At 43.3% G+C, this 16145-nt stretch carries 12 protein-coding genes; 2 read left to right on the forward strand and 10 right to left on the reverse strand.

From position 1 onward, the window contains the following. Positions 1-150: 150 nt before the first annotated feature. A complete protein-coding gene (locus KUA46_RS11525; protein ID WP_218486744.1) occupies positions 151-1290 on the forward strand; it encodes an AAA family ATPase in 1140 nt (379 codons plus the stop codon). A 272-nt stretch (positions 1291-1562) separates the two neighbouring features. On the opposite strand, the gene KUA46_RS11530 is transcribed toward KUA46_RS11525, so the two are convergent. The 10 genes from KUA46_RS11530 to KUA46_RS11575 all read right to left on the reverse strand — a co-directional run bounded on the left by KUA46_RS11530 (position 1563) and on the right by KUA46_RS11575 (position 13759). Then, a complete protein-coding gene (locus KUA46_RS11530; RefSeq protein WP_218486743.1) occupies positions 1563-1811 on the reverse strand; it encodes a hypothetical protein in 249 nt (82 codons plus the stop codon). A 25-nt stretch (positions 1812-1836) separates the two neighbouring features. Continuing rightward, complete coding sequence (locus KUA46_RS11535; RefSeq protein ID WP_218486742.1) at positions 1837-2397, reverse strand: ORF6N domain-containing protein; 561 nt, start codon at positions 2395-2397, stop codon at positions 1837-1839. Between the two features lie 308 nt (positions 2398-2705). Further along, positions 2706-2933 (reverse strand): winged helix-turn-helix transcriptional regulator, encoded by a 228-nt coding sequence (locus KUA46_RS11540; protein ID WP_218486741.1) that lies wholly within the window; start codon positions 2931-2933, stop codon positions 2706-2708. A 397-nt stretch (positions 2934-3330) separates the two neighbouring features. Then, positions 3331-4254 carry an Rpn family recombination-promoting nuclease/putative transposase gene (locus tag KUA46_RS11545; protein WP_218486740.1) on the reverse strand — a complete coding sequence of 308 codons (924 nt, stop codon included), beginning with the start codon at positions 4252-4254 and terminating at the stop codon, positions 3331-3333. A gap of 124 nt (positions 4255-4378) precedes the next feature. Continuing rightward, complete coding sequence (locus KUA46_RS11550) at positions 4379-4573, reverse strand: transcriptional regulator (RefSeq protein WP_117588153.1); 195 nt, start codon at positions 4571-4573, stop codon at positions 4379-4381. Positions 4574-4828: 255 nt separating this feature from the next. After that, complete coding sequence (locus tag KUA46_RS11555; protein ID WP_218486739.1) at positions 4829-6313, reverse strand: Outer membrane protein SusF domain-containing protein; 1485 nt, start codon at positions 6311-6313, stop codon at positions 4829-4831. 22 nt (positions 6314-6335) lie between these two features. Next, positions 6336-7595, reverse strand: coding sequence for a SusE domain-containing protein (locus tag KUA46_RS11560; protein ID WP_218486738.1), 1260 nt, complete (start codon positions 7593-7595; stop codon positions 6336-6338). Between the two features lie 31 nt (positions 7596-7626). Next, a complete protein-coding gene (locus KUA46_RS11565; protein WP_218486737.1) occupies positions 7627-9360 on the reverse strand; it encodes a RagB/SusD family nutrient uptake outer membrane protein in 1734 nt (577 codons plus the stop codon). 21 nt (positions 9361-9381) lie between these two features. Further along, positions 9382-12474 carry a SusC/RagA family TonB-linked outer membrane protein gene (locus KUA46_RS11570; RefSeq protein ID WP_420377686.1) on the reverse strand — a complete coding sequence of 1031 codons (3093 nt, stop codon included), beginning with the start codon at positions 12472-12474 and terminating at the stop codon, positions 9382-9384. 73 nt (positions 12475-12547) lie between these two features. Next, positions 12548-13759, reverse strand: coding sequence for a tyrosine-type recombinase/integrase (locus KUA46_RS11575; protein ID WP_218486736.1), 1212 nt, complete (start codon positions 13757-13759; stop codon positions 12548-12550). Between the two features lie 241 nt (positions 13760-14000). Between KUA46_RS11575 and KUA46_RS11580 the strand changes: the two genes are divergently transcribed. Next, positions 14001-15968 carry an alpha-amylase family glycosyl hydrolase gene (locus tag KUA46_RS11580; protein WP_218486735.1) on the forward strand — a complete coding sequence of 656 codons (1968 nt, stop codon included), beginning with the start codon at positions 14001-14003 and terminating at the stop codon, positions 15966-15968. The last annotated feature ends 177 nt before the right edge of the window (positions 15969-16145 follow it).

The raw sequence follows: 16145 nt of genomic DNA on the forward strand, positions 1-16145 counted from the left end.
GCTTATTCCGTTGTCTGTACATCAGAGGCGGCTTTTGGAGATAATTATTATTAAAAAACTAGAAAACATTTGGCGGTCTCGTTTTTTATTGCGTAATTTGCGTTACGTAAAAAGCGCAATGAACGTTTGTGTAATGAATGATAACAAGATATGGCAAGATTGAACAATCCTTTTGTGGTATATGGCTATAAGGGCGCAGAGTATTTCTGCGACCGCCAGAAAGAGACGGAGAAAATGATTTCTTCGCTGCATAATGAACGTAACATCACGTTGGTTGCCCCACGCCGTATGGGTAAGACGGGATTAATTCATCATGTATTCCATCAGATGGAGGAGCAATACGTGGAAGTGAAGTGCTTCTATCTCGACATCTTTGCCACCAAGAATCTGGAACAGATGGTGCAACTGATGGCTTCTGAAATCATCGGAAAGCTGGATACTGTTTCCCAATCAGCCCTTCGGAAGGTACAGGAATTCTTCAGCTGCTGGCGTCCTACTCTGACGATAGATGAATTGACAGGCATTCCTTCTTTTTCTTTAGACTTGAAACCGAGTGAAGGGAAGGAGAGTTTGAAGCGAATCTTTGAGTATTTGAAGCAATCGGGAAAGCGATGCTACATTGCCATTGATGAGTTTCAGCAGATATTAAGTTATCCGGAGGATGGGGTTGAGGCGATGATCCGTTCTTATATCCAGTTCTTGCCGAATGTATATTTCGTGTTTTCGGGCAGTCAGCAGCACATGATGCAGGAGATGTTTCTGTCGGCAAACCGTCCTTTCTTCCAGAGTTCGCTGGTGTTGTCTTTGCCTTGCATCGGGGAGCAGGTGTATCGGGAGTTTGCCAATCGCCTGTTGGCATCTCAGCACAGGTCGATAGATGAATCTACCTTTTCTTATATTTATCAGCAGTCTGATCGTGTAACCTGGTATGTGCAGTCGATATTGCATGGCATCTACGAGCATGCTTCTTCCGAGATTACGAAGTCTCTGGTAGATGAGGTGATTCTGGAGCTGATTGAGGAGCAGGCGATGACTTATCAGAACTATTGTGCCTGGCTAACCGAGAACCAGCAGATGCTTTTGGGGGCGATAGCTCGTGAGCATTTGGTATCTTCGCCGTTGAGCCAGCATTTTATCAGCACCCACCATCTTCCAGCTACGAGCAGCGTGAAAACGGCATTAAAGGCATTGGTAGATAAGCAGCTGGTAAGCAAGACTCCGACTGGCTATCTGGTTAGTGACCGCTTCTTTGCGAAATGGCTGGTGAGAGGAGGAATCATAGCCAACTGAGGAAATGAAAATTACGTCCCGATGCAGCATTTGCTACGTCCCGATGCAGCAAAAGATACGTCCCGACGCAGTAACAGATACGTCGGGACGTAATTTCAGAAGCATCCTGGTTCCCATCAAGTGAGCCTCTTTCGCATCATGTACGTCATTGCGCAAGTTCATACGTTTCATTGAGTCTACGGATACGACTGCGCTGGGTTAAGGATACGACTGCGCTGGGTTAAAGATACGACTTCGTTGGGTTAAAGATACGACTTCGTTGGGTGGAAGAGTCAATTTCGTTGGGTGAATGAAGTGGCTGCGTTGGCTGAAAAATATGGCTGCGTTAGCTGAATGAAGTGGTTGAAGTAGCAGAATGAAGCACTAAACTTTCTGGTGGCATATATATCACGCATATTCTTGATGTCCTCGTCATAAAGCTCAAGTTCCTCTCGGGAGAGCTTGCGGAGGTCGCCTATTTCTGCCAACTTGCAGAAGACTGGATACTTCTCGCTGAATGGCATCTGTTCAAACATGTTCATATTCTTCCCTCCTTTTTATATTGTTTTATTCTTTGGATTCTCTTGTGGTTTCTATAGAAAATTTCAGCACTCCTAAATTTACCCCAAAAGTCAATCTGCGCATTTTTAATGGCAGCTTATCTGCGAAGACTTCGTTCATGGCAGCTTGTATCTTACCTTCTGTTGCTTTGTCTGGTAAAATACCATGCTCCTTTGCATCTTCATTCACCTTATCTATAGTTCTTGCCAATTTGCGAAGTTGAGTGAAAGTATCAATGATGGCAATGGCGGTGGCAGTTGCCATTGGTGATTTTAATATTGTGGCAAGCATATAAAGTCCTTGCTCTGTAAATCCCTTTACTGTTGCATGAGAAAACTTCAATGTTTCGAGGTGGTCAAAATTTTTGACCACATGCTCTTTCTCGCTGTTAGTCAGTTCGATAACATATCCAGAAGGAAACTTATCTGGATTGTTTCTTATGGCTTGGTTAACCACCTTGGTTGTTACGCCATACAATTCAGCAACATCTCTGTCAATGATAACTTGCGTATCCCTGATGATAATGATTTTACTTTCTGTTTTTACAATATCTTCTTGATGTCCCATAATTTCTTTTTTAAAAGCTATTCGTTGGACAAAGAAAATGCAAACGAGCGCAAAGAAAGCTTGCTTTCAATTTGCCGAGTGCAGCTTTTCTTATGCAAAGAAAATGCAAACGAGCGCAAAGAAAGCTTGCTTTCAATTTGCCGAGTGCAGCTTTTTCTTCTGCAAAGATACGACTTTTCCTCGTAACTTCCGAGATTTTAGGGAAAAAATACTTGAAAAGGGGGAGGAGAAAGAAAAAATAGGCGGCTCTCAGATTGGGAGAGCCGCCTATTGAATATTGTTGTTTCGATGATGAGACGATGGATTATTTATTCTTTGATTTCCCAATGGCCTCCAAATGTAGAAGAACCAACACGCTCTATTCTTTTTTGAGCCTTTAGCTTTTCTATGTGTTTTTGTATTGCACTTGCCTTGATACCTATTTTGTCCACGAGTTCTTGTCTTGTTATATACGGATTGTCTTTTATTAATTCAAAAACCTTTTTCAATTGTTTTTGGAGATCCTGTTTGACCACCAGTTTGACCACCAGTTTCATTCTAAAAGGGGAGGAGAAAATAAGTTTACTGATGTAATTGCGCAATCATGATTGCGCAATTATAGAATGTTTGATTTATTGAACCAATCAAAATCTTTGATCAGTTCGTCCTTATTTATCGGTTGCTTGTTGTAGTTTATGTACTCATATAAGAAGCAGATTTCAACTAAAAGGTCCTTTGTGAATTGTTAAACAGAAATTTCGCAAGTTGGCTCCACACGCCCTGAAGGGACAGAAGCTCCTAGCCCGAACTTAAACCACATGCGAAAGTTCAGTATATGATTTTGGTTGTTTTGCAATTCGGCGGTTGCAACCGCCGAATTACTGTCAAGCATATCCCATGCCTCATAAAAACGTCTCATATCCTGCATTTGAGTGTCTGAAAGTTCAGCTAGGTTCAGGCTTGTTCCTTCAATTTCTGGATTTCCTCCAGTGGAAGTTCGGTGACAGTTGATACTTGCTCATCAGAGAGGCCCATTGACAGAAGGCGGTGAGCTGTGGCTAGCTTTTCTTTTTCCATTCCTTTCGCTATGCCTTTTTCTATACCTATTTCCATACCTTTCGCCATACCTTCCTCACGCCCCTTTTCCAAAGCCGTATCTATGGAGTTCTTGACATCACGATACGCCTTCAAACTATCCTCATATTCTTTCAATTCTGTTGGGGTGAACTTCGCAATCTCCGCCTCCTCAAAGAGTTTAGTAAATACTTTCTCTTTTAAGGCAGCAGGACGTTTATCCAATCGGGAAAGGTTTTTCAACACATACAACCACTTATCATAAAGCGTATCAAGTTCCTTCTCTGTCTTATTGAATTTCGCTATCTCAACATACTTGAAAGATAGTTTGTCATTAAAAACCTTAAGAGTCTTCTTGTCAAGCAAACCCACATCATGGTTGATATCATTCTTGTCAAATGCCTCTTCTTCCAAGTCAAAGTTCAGCAGAGCAACCGTATATACATGTTCAAGTTTGAAGTTCCATTCTGCCCCCTTTTGAGCCTGTTCACGGATAGGAAAAGTAGAATAGAACAAAGAACGATCCTTGAAGTACTTCTGATAAGCATTCTGCATCTCAACGATGAACTTTTCACCACGCTCATTTTCACAATATACATCAAAGATGGCCTTGCGCTCGGCAAAAACATCACCAACGTGCTCACTATTCAAGTACTTCACATCCTTGATAACCTGAAAGCCATCAAACAGTGAATTCAAGAAATTGATGAGCAAATCCTTATTAGGCTTTGTTCCAAAGATACGCTTAAAACCGAAATCGGTAAGCAAGCTGATATATCGTTCTTCTATCCGTTTCATATCCATCTCCTTTTAAAACGTTTAACTGAATTATGGTGCAAAAATAAGCTATTTTCTTGAAAGCACCAAAAAAAACAGCAAGAATCCTTCAAGTTATCAGTAAATTACTCAGAAATAACCATATCAAATGCTAGTGCGTACATACTGCCTCCTTTACTGGTTCAAATAAGTCTTTATATCCAAAGAAGATGTTCCCATCTGCGGTTTTTGCGGAGATGACAATTCCTACGAAAGGATTGTTCTCAACTTCAATCACTTCGCCCTGTGTCCAGTCTTTGGCATGTGTCAAGTCTGGAGATATTAATACTTTGTCGCCTGTTCTCATAATCATAAAATATAAATGTTGTACTTATTCGGTGCAAAGAAAATGCAAACGAGCGCAAAGAAAGCTTGCTTTCAATTTGCCGAGTGCAGCTTTTCTTCTGCAAAGATACGACTTTTCCTCGTAACTTCCAAGGTTTTAGGAAAAAAATACTTGAAAGGGGGGGGAGGAGAAAAAGAAAATAGGCGGCTCTCGGAATTGAGAGCCGCCTATTAATTATGAACACACTACATATGTGTGTGAATATTTGACTAAGTGTTATTTCACTTCAACGAAGGCATAAGCACCTGTGATATCATTAAAGTAAATATTATATGTACCTGCAGGAACAGGAATGTTGCCGCTGCCACCAGAAGTGATAAGAGTACCCTTACTCTCATAGTTCTGACCTTCAGCAAAACCCCAGTTTCCATCATCGCGCCACTTATGATCTGCACGAATCTTCAAGCCACCAGCAGGAATCTTAACATTGGCTTTGTACCAGTTGTGAGGAGCAACCTGCTTAAGGTCGATATCGTCGATATCGTCACCATTACTCCACTTGCCACCTACACCTATCAGGGCAACATACTCGAACTCAGTAGGATTCTGGTTAGCAAGCTTTGTCCACTTGTAGGTCATGGTAGAGAAGTCGGCTGTAAACGTATAGTAAGCACCTGGCTCTGGGCAAATGATAGCACCAGCATTATTGTCAACTTTTAATTTACCTGTTGGGGTTTTGGCGTCAGCCATTGTTGCACTACCATAGGCATTGTTCCAATCTCCCCAATCGCTACCCAACCAAATCTTCAGGTTTGCATCGTCGTTCCACTGAGTGGTATAGCTCTGAACCATAGGAGTCTCAGCATACATGAGACAGGTCTTGCCTTCAGGTTTTTCAGACCATCCCTGTAATTTACCTACAAGATAGTATTCAGGTGCAATCTGCTTGATGGTATAAGTGTAGTCCATCATGTTGATTGTCATCTGATACATACCTGCCTTGGCAATCTTACCAGCGCCAGCCTTTTTACCCTCAGAGTTGGTAGTAAGAAGTTTACCGCTCATAGCGTTATCTCCATCTTGTTCAATACCAACAACACCCTTAGGAGCATTTTCTACAGCCCAAATGTTACCAGCATCTACATTTCCCTGTGGAATTATCTTCCAGCATTGATTGTCCTTAGTTGTTGTAAACATAAGGGTGAATACAGGATCCTCATAAACGTCTACATCAGAGTGAGCAAATTTCAATTTGGTATCCAAACCCCATCCGGTCAAGTCACCTACGAGGTAGTAAGCTGCATCTATGAATGGAGCCTCTGGAACAGCCTTTACCTGGAATTTTGCAGATGTAGCCATCTTTGCGGCTGTTGAACCATTGCTTAGCCATGCGTCAAGAGTGGCATCAAGGTCGCGCTCTGTTGGGCGCTTGCCAAACTTACCTGTGATGTAATTTACCAAGTCAGCTTTTGCCATGTTACCATTAGCATCAATGTCGAATGACTGACCATCGAAATTAATCTTGAAACTAGGCGTGTAAGTATCTTTGGTAGAAGTAGGAGCAACAATGCTCGCTACTTTTACCTTATCTCCTGTAACATCTGCCAAGTTGATGACACCTTCTGGAGTAACGCTACCGTTTCCAAATGATACAGCTTCCTCCTCAGGATTGCTCTGTGGGTTACCCCAATCTGTGTAGTCCTCGGTACAAGATACCATAGACATCAGCAGGGTCATTCCCAATAATATTTTCTTAATCATAATTGTCTATACTTTAAGTGATTTACAATTTAACGATGCTGAATGCACCTGTGATGTCGTTGAATGAGATGACATACTTGCCTTCTGCCAAGCCGAGGTTAGAGTTACCACCTGTACCACATTTACCATACATGTTGATAGCGCCATCTTCTGCGCCATATCCCCAGCTTGTATCCCAAGATCCTGCAATCTTGAACTTGAACTGTGCAGTCTCGCCAGCAGGAACTTCCATTACGTAGTACCAAGCATGGTTCTCAACGCCCTCAGTATTGTAAGGAAGCATTGGAGTATCTGCCCAATCGTTGAATGAGCCAGCAATCTGGATAGTACCATAATCCTTCACTGTACCCTCGTATTCTTTCATTGTAGCAGTATTGTCTGCAGTGTTAATTGTGATTGTGAAGTAACCTGCTTTTGGAGCTACGATGTGACCACTTTCGCCCTCAGTAGCACGATATACTATTGTGCCCGCAGTGTTGCCCTTGGAATTCATACTGTGAGTCCAATCGAAGTCTGACTGAATCTTGAAACCTGCTCCATCAACGTCTCCATTGTCCTTGTAATCACCCGTAATGAAGTAGTTTGTGTATTCTACCTCGCCTGCACCAGTCTTCTTGTCGTAAGAGTAGTTAGGCTTCAGGAACATAGGGAAAGCTTTTACGCCAATATCTTCCTTCTTATCGCCCCAATTGCCTCCGAACATGTTACCTACAAGATACCACATGATAGGAGTAGCATCCTTCAACTCTATGTAGTAAGGCTTTACGTTAAGCTTTACTGAGTTTGATGCGATAGGGTTCAGATGATTTGTGCCTTCCAGAATGAAAGCGTTCATACGAACGTACACCTCCTGCTCAGCAGGAACATTGTCTTCTTTCCATTTCAGAATCTTCACCAAAGCTTTGTCAACTTCTTCAGCAGAGGCTGAAATATCACATCTCTGTGTGGTATTGCTAAGAACAGCGTAGTCTGGCACCTTTTCGCCACTTTCGTCTGCCGCAGCTTCGTCAGTAGAAACTGTGAAAGAGTTAGTAGGAGAAACCTGTATCTCGTATGTTACATTGATTGGAGCATTGTCTGCTGTGTACTTAGGCTGTGACCATGTAAGGCCTAATTCTGTAGAATGCGCCAAGTCAATAGTAGAATTTACATATTCTGGAGTATTCAACTTGAACTCCGTAGGCTGAATCAGCGTTGGGTTTGAGTCGTTGTCATCCGAACATGATGCGAATAAGCTGATGATGCCGACAAGCAGAGCACCAATTATATATTTATTCTTCATATTGCGTTTTCTTTTATAATTCTATTATACTTTAGTTTTTGACCTCGTTATATCCATCAATCTGTGTCAAGTTCTTGTTAGAAAGAACCTCTGAAGATGGGAGAGGATATACATTATAGGTCTTGGCGAAGGTTGTACCATTAGCGCTACCACCCTTGAGTTCCCAATTGTATGTAGCCTGACTGCCACCAAACTGGTTGAAACGGATCAAATCGGTACGGCGGAGACCTTCGCAATACAACTCACGGGCACGCTCATCGAGCATATCGTTAAGAGTGTAAGAAGCATGAACTTCTGCATGAGCACGGTTGCGAAGAGCATCGATATAGCTCTTAGCCTTAGCCGAACCCTCTCCATTGATATGCATCTCAGCCTCTGCAGCATTGAGATAAGCCTCTGCAACACGGAAGAGGAAGAAGTCGATGTCGACATTATAGCTGTCGTGAGGAGTACCACCATTAGAATAGTTGTTATTCCATTTTGGTGTTGCAATACCCTTGACGAATTTATCGTTAGCACCAATCTCCAAAGTACGATCGCCGTCACTGTTGCCTTTACCCCAAAGGATAGCACGGTCGTCAACGTTCATAGCACGGATTTCGGAAGCTGACTTGTTTACAACAACTTTTGGATCGGTGAAGAACTTCTCTACGAATTGTGGACGAACACGCATACCTGACCATGTGTTGGCAGTAGTGGCAGCATCCTTACCTGTAACAGTCTGCATCGTAGCATCCCAAAGAGCAGCTACATAGAACATAGAACCACCCCATCCCTGAGTCTTTTCTCCATCTTGCATCAATGGGAGAAGAGCCTCGCAGCTTGCACCATTCGATCCATTGTCGCCCATGAAGAGCAGGTCGTATGGCTTGTAGCCATTAGCCTTTGCCTCATTAGACATCTTGCTGTCATCGAAGAGCTTATAGTCTGAATTGATAACCTTCTCGGCATATTCGAGTGCCTTATCCCAATATTGATTGTTCTGACCATCGTTATTGAGGTATGTACCAGCATTGAGGTACAGACGGCTTAAGAGCAACCAGCATGTGCCTTTATCAATGCGGCCATAGTCTGGGTCGCTGTCAGTCTCAGGCTTTGCTGCCAGCAAGTCTGGCTCTGCTGCAAGCAATTCGTCCTTTACCCAGTTGAACAGGAATTCACGGCCCATCTGAAGAAGCTCTGCGCGAGTGTAGCTCTTGCCTTCTTCAAACTTTTCGTTGTAAGCGTGGGCCTGACGCGGTGTCTCTGCAGAAATCTTGTCAATGAATGTCGGGTCTCCGAAGAAGTCGAGCATCAAGAAATAGCTGTAGGCACGAAGTACACGTACCTCTGCATACTTAGTTTTATCCTCTTTGGCTGCATCGAGGCTCAAGAAATGATTCTCGTAAGAGATGTTCGACATCAGACGATAGTACAAGTTCTTCAATGTAGCATTACCCGGATCTAACTTATTATTGGCAACATCTGCGATACCGCCATCCGACCACCAGCAGACAGCTTCGTCGGTAGGTACCTCGTTGAAGTTGAACAGGTTGCGTAGAAGGGTTGACTTACCATTGTCGTCGATAGTGAAATCGGCATTACCGTCATTACCCTCCATGATAAGACCAGCATAGCACTTGCTGTATAAGCCCATAATATTAGGATTGGCATCAACAGTAGGGTCAATGTTTCCCTTGTTCAAGTCATCCATGCAAGAGCTCAAGCTTGCTGAAAGCAGAAGAGCTGCTGCTGGGGCAATTATTTTGAATTTATTGAGTTTCATATCGAAATCTATTTTAAAATGTTAGAAGTTAAGGTTCAGACCGAGCAGGAATGTGCGGCAACGAGGATAGATGTTGTCGTCCTTACCTGATGTTACTTCAGGGTCGATACCTTTATACTTGGTGATAGTAAATACGTTAGAGCATGAGGCGTAGATACGGCCAGAGATGCCCTTGTAGTTGCCACCCTTCAGCAGATTGTTGAAGTTATAGCCCAGTGTGATGTTGTCGCACTTCAAGAAGCTGCCATTCTGAACGAAGTAGTCGGTAAGAGGATAGTTGTATGAAGTCCAGCCCAAATTTACAATATCCTTTGTGCTGTTTTTGTAATATCCCTTAGCACTACAAATTTCTTTCGTATTTATTGCACCCTCAGCGTATCCATTGTAGAGATAGTTTCCGAAGCTTGCACGGAAATTACTGCCGAGATCCCAGTTCTTGTATGCAACCTTGAAGCTGAAACCGCCTGTCCAAGGAGCCACGATATTCTTATAGAAGTATCTGTCGTTCTCGTCAATTGTACCATCGCCATTACGATCTACGTAGCAACCCATGATTGGACGTCCGCTCTCATCGTAAACCTGCTGGTAAACCAAGAATGAGTTGGCTGGCTTTCCTACCTTATGATAGGTGATAGCCTGATCCTGACCTACCTTCATACCTGCCTCTATCATATCACGACCACCAGCAAGTTCGGTAATCTCGTTCTTGTTGTAAGCAGCGTTGACGCTCAATTCTACAAACCAGTCCTTGGTCTGGATAGGACGACCTGTGATAGCTACCTCAAAACCCTTGTTTTCCAATGTACCTGCATTCATCAAGAGCGCATTGTCAAAGTTCTGACCTGCAGCGATGGTTGTTGTGCTGAGCAAGTCGGTTGTCTTGCGGATATAACCATCAAGGTTGATGGTGAGTCTCTGGTTGAACATACCATAGTCGAGACCTACGTTCCATGTAGTAGTCGTCTCCCATGTCAATTCGTCATTGTATGCCAATGGACGGTAGAGTATTCCTGGGTTGTTGGCAATACCACCGATTGGATAGAGGAAGTGATTACTTGTACTCTTCTTATAGGTAGCGGTGTAGTACTCTCTACCTGTATCCTGCTGACCGGTCTTACCCCAACCAAGTCGGAGTTTCAAGTCGCTGATAGCATCAACATCTTTCAGGAATTTTTCGTCTTTGATACGCCATGCGAAGGCTGCTGATGGGAAGAAACCCCAACGGTGTCCGTCTGCAAAGCGGCTTGAACCATCATAACGGGCAGTGAATGTAAGGAGGTAACGATCCAACAGAGAATAGTTGGCACGTCCATACCAGCTCACGAGGTAAGTCTGTCCCTTCCAGTTGCTTGTATCGTAAGACTTCACAGTTCCTGCAAGAGGTTCGCCCTTGTCGTTCTTACCTTCGTTGGTAGAAGGATACATAGACTTGCTCCACTGGTCTCCCCAATATTTCATGTGGCTATACTCATAACCAGCCATGATGTCGAAGTGGTTAGCCTTGTTGAAGTCCTTGGTGTACTGAGCATAGGCAGTAGCTACAACGTTATACTTCTTCTCCTTATTTTCGCTGTTGCCACCATAGTAGAATCCGTATGTAGATTGTGGATTGTTGGTGTTGTACTCTCCACCAGTGCTATATTCTCCAGCTATGTTGGCGTGAAGATGAAGGTCTTCGAAACCATGTATCTTATAGTCTGCCTCTACATTACCCAAGAGGATATGCGCACTCTTGTAGAAATCGTAGTTTTCAACTTTTTCTACAGGGTTTGTTGGAGCATCGTCGTTGCGGTTATATGGGAATGTAGGGTCGTATGAAGTAGTAGGTAATGCCCACTGCCAATAGCCACCCCAGTTTTTGAATGTTTCGTCACTGCTCTTTACTGGGCGGGTAGGATCCATGTTGATAGCTGCACCTACTGCATCCTGTCCACCTGGATTTGTTTTTGAGTAAGAATACTTACCGTTGACATTAATGTTAAGGTGCTTGTCGAACAATGATGGATTGATGTTGAAACCGGCAGTAACACGCTTATAGTCAGAACCCTTCAGAATACCTTCCTGACCGGTATAACCAACGCTGACACGATAAGGCATAGACCAAGAATTCTTACTGATTCCACCTGTCAAGCTGACATTATGCTCATGGCTGACAGCTGCACGGTAAATCTCGTCCTGCCAGTCGGTATCGTATGTGCCGGCAGAATAATCTGGAGTTCCATCTGCATTGAACTTCTTCCAGCCTAAGCCTTGGTAGGCAGAAGAATCTTCACCATAATAGTTCTTGATGAAGTCTGTATATTCAGAAGCATTCATCACATCCATCTTCTTGGCAACAGTACTTACTGAAAGTGTACCATTGTAAGAAACCTGTGGCTTCTGACCGCTACGACCCTTCTTGGTTGTAATGATGATGACACCATTGGAACCGCGTGAACCATAGATGGCAGTTGCTGAAGCATCCTTCAATACGGTAAAGCTCTCGATATCATTAGGGTTGACAAGAGACAGAGGGTTGTTCACACCCTTTGTGCTGTTGTTATCCATAGGCATACCATCGATAACAATCAGAGGGTTATTGCTTGCAGTAAGAGAAGCACCACCACGAATACGAATCTGTGCACCATCACCAGGAGCACCCGTTGATGAGTTTACATTTACACCAGCAATTTTACCCTGGATCATATCCTGTGCAGAAGTAATGATACCATGGTTTTTCTCATCAGGCTTGATAGCTGTAACAGAACCAGTCAAGTCGTTCTTCTTAGCTACACCATAACCGATGACAACGATTTCGTTCAAAGACTTAGAGTCATCTTCCAAGGTAATGTTCATGTTACTAGATGCCTTCACAGTCTGTGGTGTCATACCCAGATAGGTGAATGTAATCTTGGCACCTGGCGCTGCATCAACTGAGAAGTTACCATCCATGTCGGTAATGCCCACTGCCTTACCGTTAACTGTAATGGTAGCACCCATGATAGGCTCACCAGAAGCATCCTTCACATGTCCCTTAATTGCATTACTCTGCGCAAAGGAACTCACCGTCAGAAGCAGACCGCTTGCTAGGGTCAACGCTCTGAGAGGCAATTTAATTTTTACCTGCTTCATCATTTGCTTGATTTTTAAGTTTGCAACTTGCCCTCTCCTTCAAGTTTCTGAAAGCATCATGTACCTAAAAGCGTACCTAAAGAGGCTTGATTTGGTCCAAAAGGTTCACCGCCTCAACCTTCTTTCTGTTCACTATCTCGGCATATACTTGCGTGGTTATGATGTTTTGATGTCCCAACAGTTTGCTGGTGGTATAGAGGTCCACTCCCATCGTGAGCAAGGTGGTGGCAAAGGTATGACGAGATACATGAAAAGTAACTGGCTTGTCAATGCCTGCCTCCCTAGCCCATTGCTTCAATCGATAGTTGACCGAGAAGAACGATGGCAGCTCAAATACCTTGTTATCAGCCCTTGCCTGTCCTCTTGCTGGCATCCACGACAAAGCATTCTCCGACAAGGGTACCGTTAGCACATGACGGGTCTTCACCATCAACTTGCTAATATAGTATCCCTCCGTACCTTTTCCGATATCTGCCCATCGCAATGTCCTGACATCACTGATGCGCAAACCACAGAAGCAAGCGAAGAGGAAAGCTTGCTTCACGGTTTCATCCTTGCAAGGAGTAGCCATCAACAATCTGATTTCCTCGATGCTGAGATAGCAGCGTCGGCTCTCTCCCTGACCAATCAGCTTTTTCTCTTCTTTCTTCAGTAGTTTGGTGGGATTCTCAGGTATGATACCTTCTCTCACCGCCTCATTCAATGCAGTAACAAACGTATTGTAATAGAGGCGTGCCGTACCCTTCGCCAAGTCTTTCTCATGATGTTCGCCCCGCTTGGGCACATCCGTACCAATGGTCTTGGCATGAGCCAGATACTGTACCAAGCCTTCGCAATACACCTTGTCCAGTTGTGCCATGCGAATATTCTCACCCTTGTATCTTATCAAATGCAAGAGGGCATGCTGGATGTTGGCAGCATGACTGCCGCTCTGTCCCTGCTGTCTTTTTTGATCAGCATATAGCAGCATCCAGTCTTTTAAGAGCATATCCTTAGTCACCATCTCTCGCTGATAGTTACCGTAGCTCATACTCCACTCCCTGATCCGCTCACATCGGATGAGCATAGCGGTGCGCAAAGTAGCTTCATTCTTTGCCTTAGCCTCCTTGTCGCTTCCTCTTTTGTCATCTACCAGCACCAATCCCTTCAACCGCTCGTAGGTATAGCCTCTACCCTTGCTTCCAGCTTGGTAAGTACGCAGATAGATTGCCTTGTTGCCACTCTTCAAAGGTTTCACCCAAATCTTGATGGGTTCCTTTGCTTTTGTTTTAGTTCTCTTTTTCGCCATAATCTTTACTGTTTCATCTGTGCAAAATTATAAGCAAAATATATCTTCATCAAGTCTTTCAAGTTAAAGTACCTAAAGACGTACCTAAAGAAACAACTTTATTAGTAAATGCAAACGTTTGCACAATTTATTTGCTTGATTTGCATCAATTTTTGAACAAGCTAATGAAATAAATCGTAACTTTGCCAACGTATAACAATACAACTTGCAATTAAACATAAAATAATAATCACAAGATACAATGATAATTATGAAGAAGATATACCTTACACTCCTTGCCGCAATGGCACTCACACTTGGAGCATGTTCTAGCAGCAATGACCCTGATCTTCCAGATCCTGAGCCAACGCCAGCGCCTACCCCAAGTCCTGAACCTGAGCCTGAACCAAATCTCAATTCGCAAGGCTGGGCTAGCGATTATAGCGGCGTTATGCTGCAAGGATTCTCTTGGGATTCTTATAATGAATCACAATGGAAGGTCTTAGAGAAGCAGGCTGATGAGCTGAAAAATTATATCGACCTTGTTTGGCTTCCACAAAGCGGAAAATGTTTGGAGACCACTCAGGTGATGGGTTATATGCCATATTACTATTTTAATCAGAACTCTTCTTTCGGATCTGAGGCTGAGCTCAGAAGTCTGATAACTAAGTTTAAAGCCGCTGGTATAGGTGCTATTGCTGATGTAGTCATCAACCACCGCAATACGGAGGGCTGGTATACATTCCCTGCTGAAACATATAAGGGAGTGACCTACCAGATGCAATCTACAGACATCTGCAAGAATGATGATGGCGGAACTACAGCAACCCAGGCTGCCACAGACGGGGTAAGCCTCAGCCAGAACAATGATGAGGGAACCGACTTTGGAGGTTGCCGTGACATCGACCACAAGAGCGAAAATGTGCAGAAGGTGATCAAAGCGTATCTGAAATATCTGAAGGATGATTTGGGTTACACCGGTTTCCGCTATGATATGGTGAAAGGCTTCGATGGTATCCATGTTGCCGACTATAATGATGCCACAGGTGTAGCATACTCTGTAGGTGAATACTGGGATGGTAACGACAAAATAGAAAGTTGGATAAACAGAACTAACAAGAAGAGTGCTGCCTTCGACTTCCAGTTCCGTTATAATGTACGCGATGCCGTAAACGGAGCGGCTAACGGAAAGGTGGCAACATCTTCAGACTGGTCAAAGCTCAACAGTAACGACAATCTTATGCACGATGCCAATTATCGTCGTTATGCGGTTACTTTTGTAGAAAATCATGATACACAGAAACGCTCTGAATCAGAACAGAACGACCCTCTGCGCAAAGATACCATAGCAGCCAATGCCTATATGCTCGCCATGCCAGGCACACCATGTATCTTCCAGCCACACTGGAATGCTTATAAGTCTGAGATAAAGGAGATGATTGCAGCCCGCAAATATGCAGGCATCACTAATATGAGCAATTATGCCAACAAGCAGAGCAAGAAAACTCTTTATGTGAACGAGGTTACTGGTACTAAGCACAAACTTCTTGTGGCTGTAGGTAATGATGCAGCAGGATATGCAGGAGAAACAGGCTATACGAAGATTCTTTCCGGTTATCACTATGCCTATTTCCTCTCTAATGATGCAGAGACCTCTTGGACAAGCATGCCTTCTGGCTCATACGAGGAAGGTTTCAAGACCACACTTACTGCAGTCAGCCAGACAGAGGGAGCCAAATTGGTTTATACCTTGGATGGTTCAAATCCTACTTCGAAGAGCACAACAGTAGAAAGTGGTAAGGAAATCAGCATCAATGGTACTTGTACCTTGAAGGTTGGATTGCTTGTGAATGGTAAAGTTAGAAATATCGCCACACATCAATATACGATTGAGAAGTTCAAGGCATATAAATTTATGGTTTATGTGAATGCCGATGCTGTGAACTGGAATTCATTATACTGCTATACATGGAAGAAAGCAGCATCTGTTGAGTGGCCTGGTGAAAAGATGACAGAAACAAAGACCATTGGTGGTAAGACATGGTACTACAAGGAAGTCAGCATTGATAATGCAAACGAGTTGGTGAATATCATATTCAATAATGGTAAAGATAAGCCGCAGACTGTAGATATAAAAGGTCTCACCAGTACGGCTTACTTCGAAATCGAAACATCCAAAGATGGTAAGAAACATAAAGTGAAGGATGTTACAGCAGAATACATTAAATAAGTTCAAAGAATAGTTTCAGTTTTTAGTTTAAGTTTTTCAGTTTTAAGTTTTTAAGTTTTTAGGTTTATTAAGGTTTATGTTTTTAGGTTTAGTTTTGTGTGAACAAAATTATTAGTTAGTTGTTTTAGGTTAGGAAAAAGAGGTATACCCAAGATTCATCTTCGGGATATACCTCTT

It is taken from the genome of Segatella copri (assembly GCF_019249765.2).
In the GTDB taxonomy this organism is placed as follows: Bacteria; Bacteroidota; Bacteroidia; order Bacteroidales; family Bacteroidaceae; genus Prevotella; species Prevotella copri_K.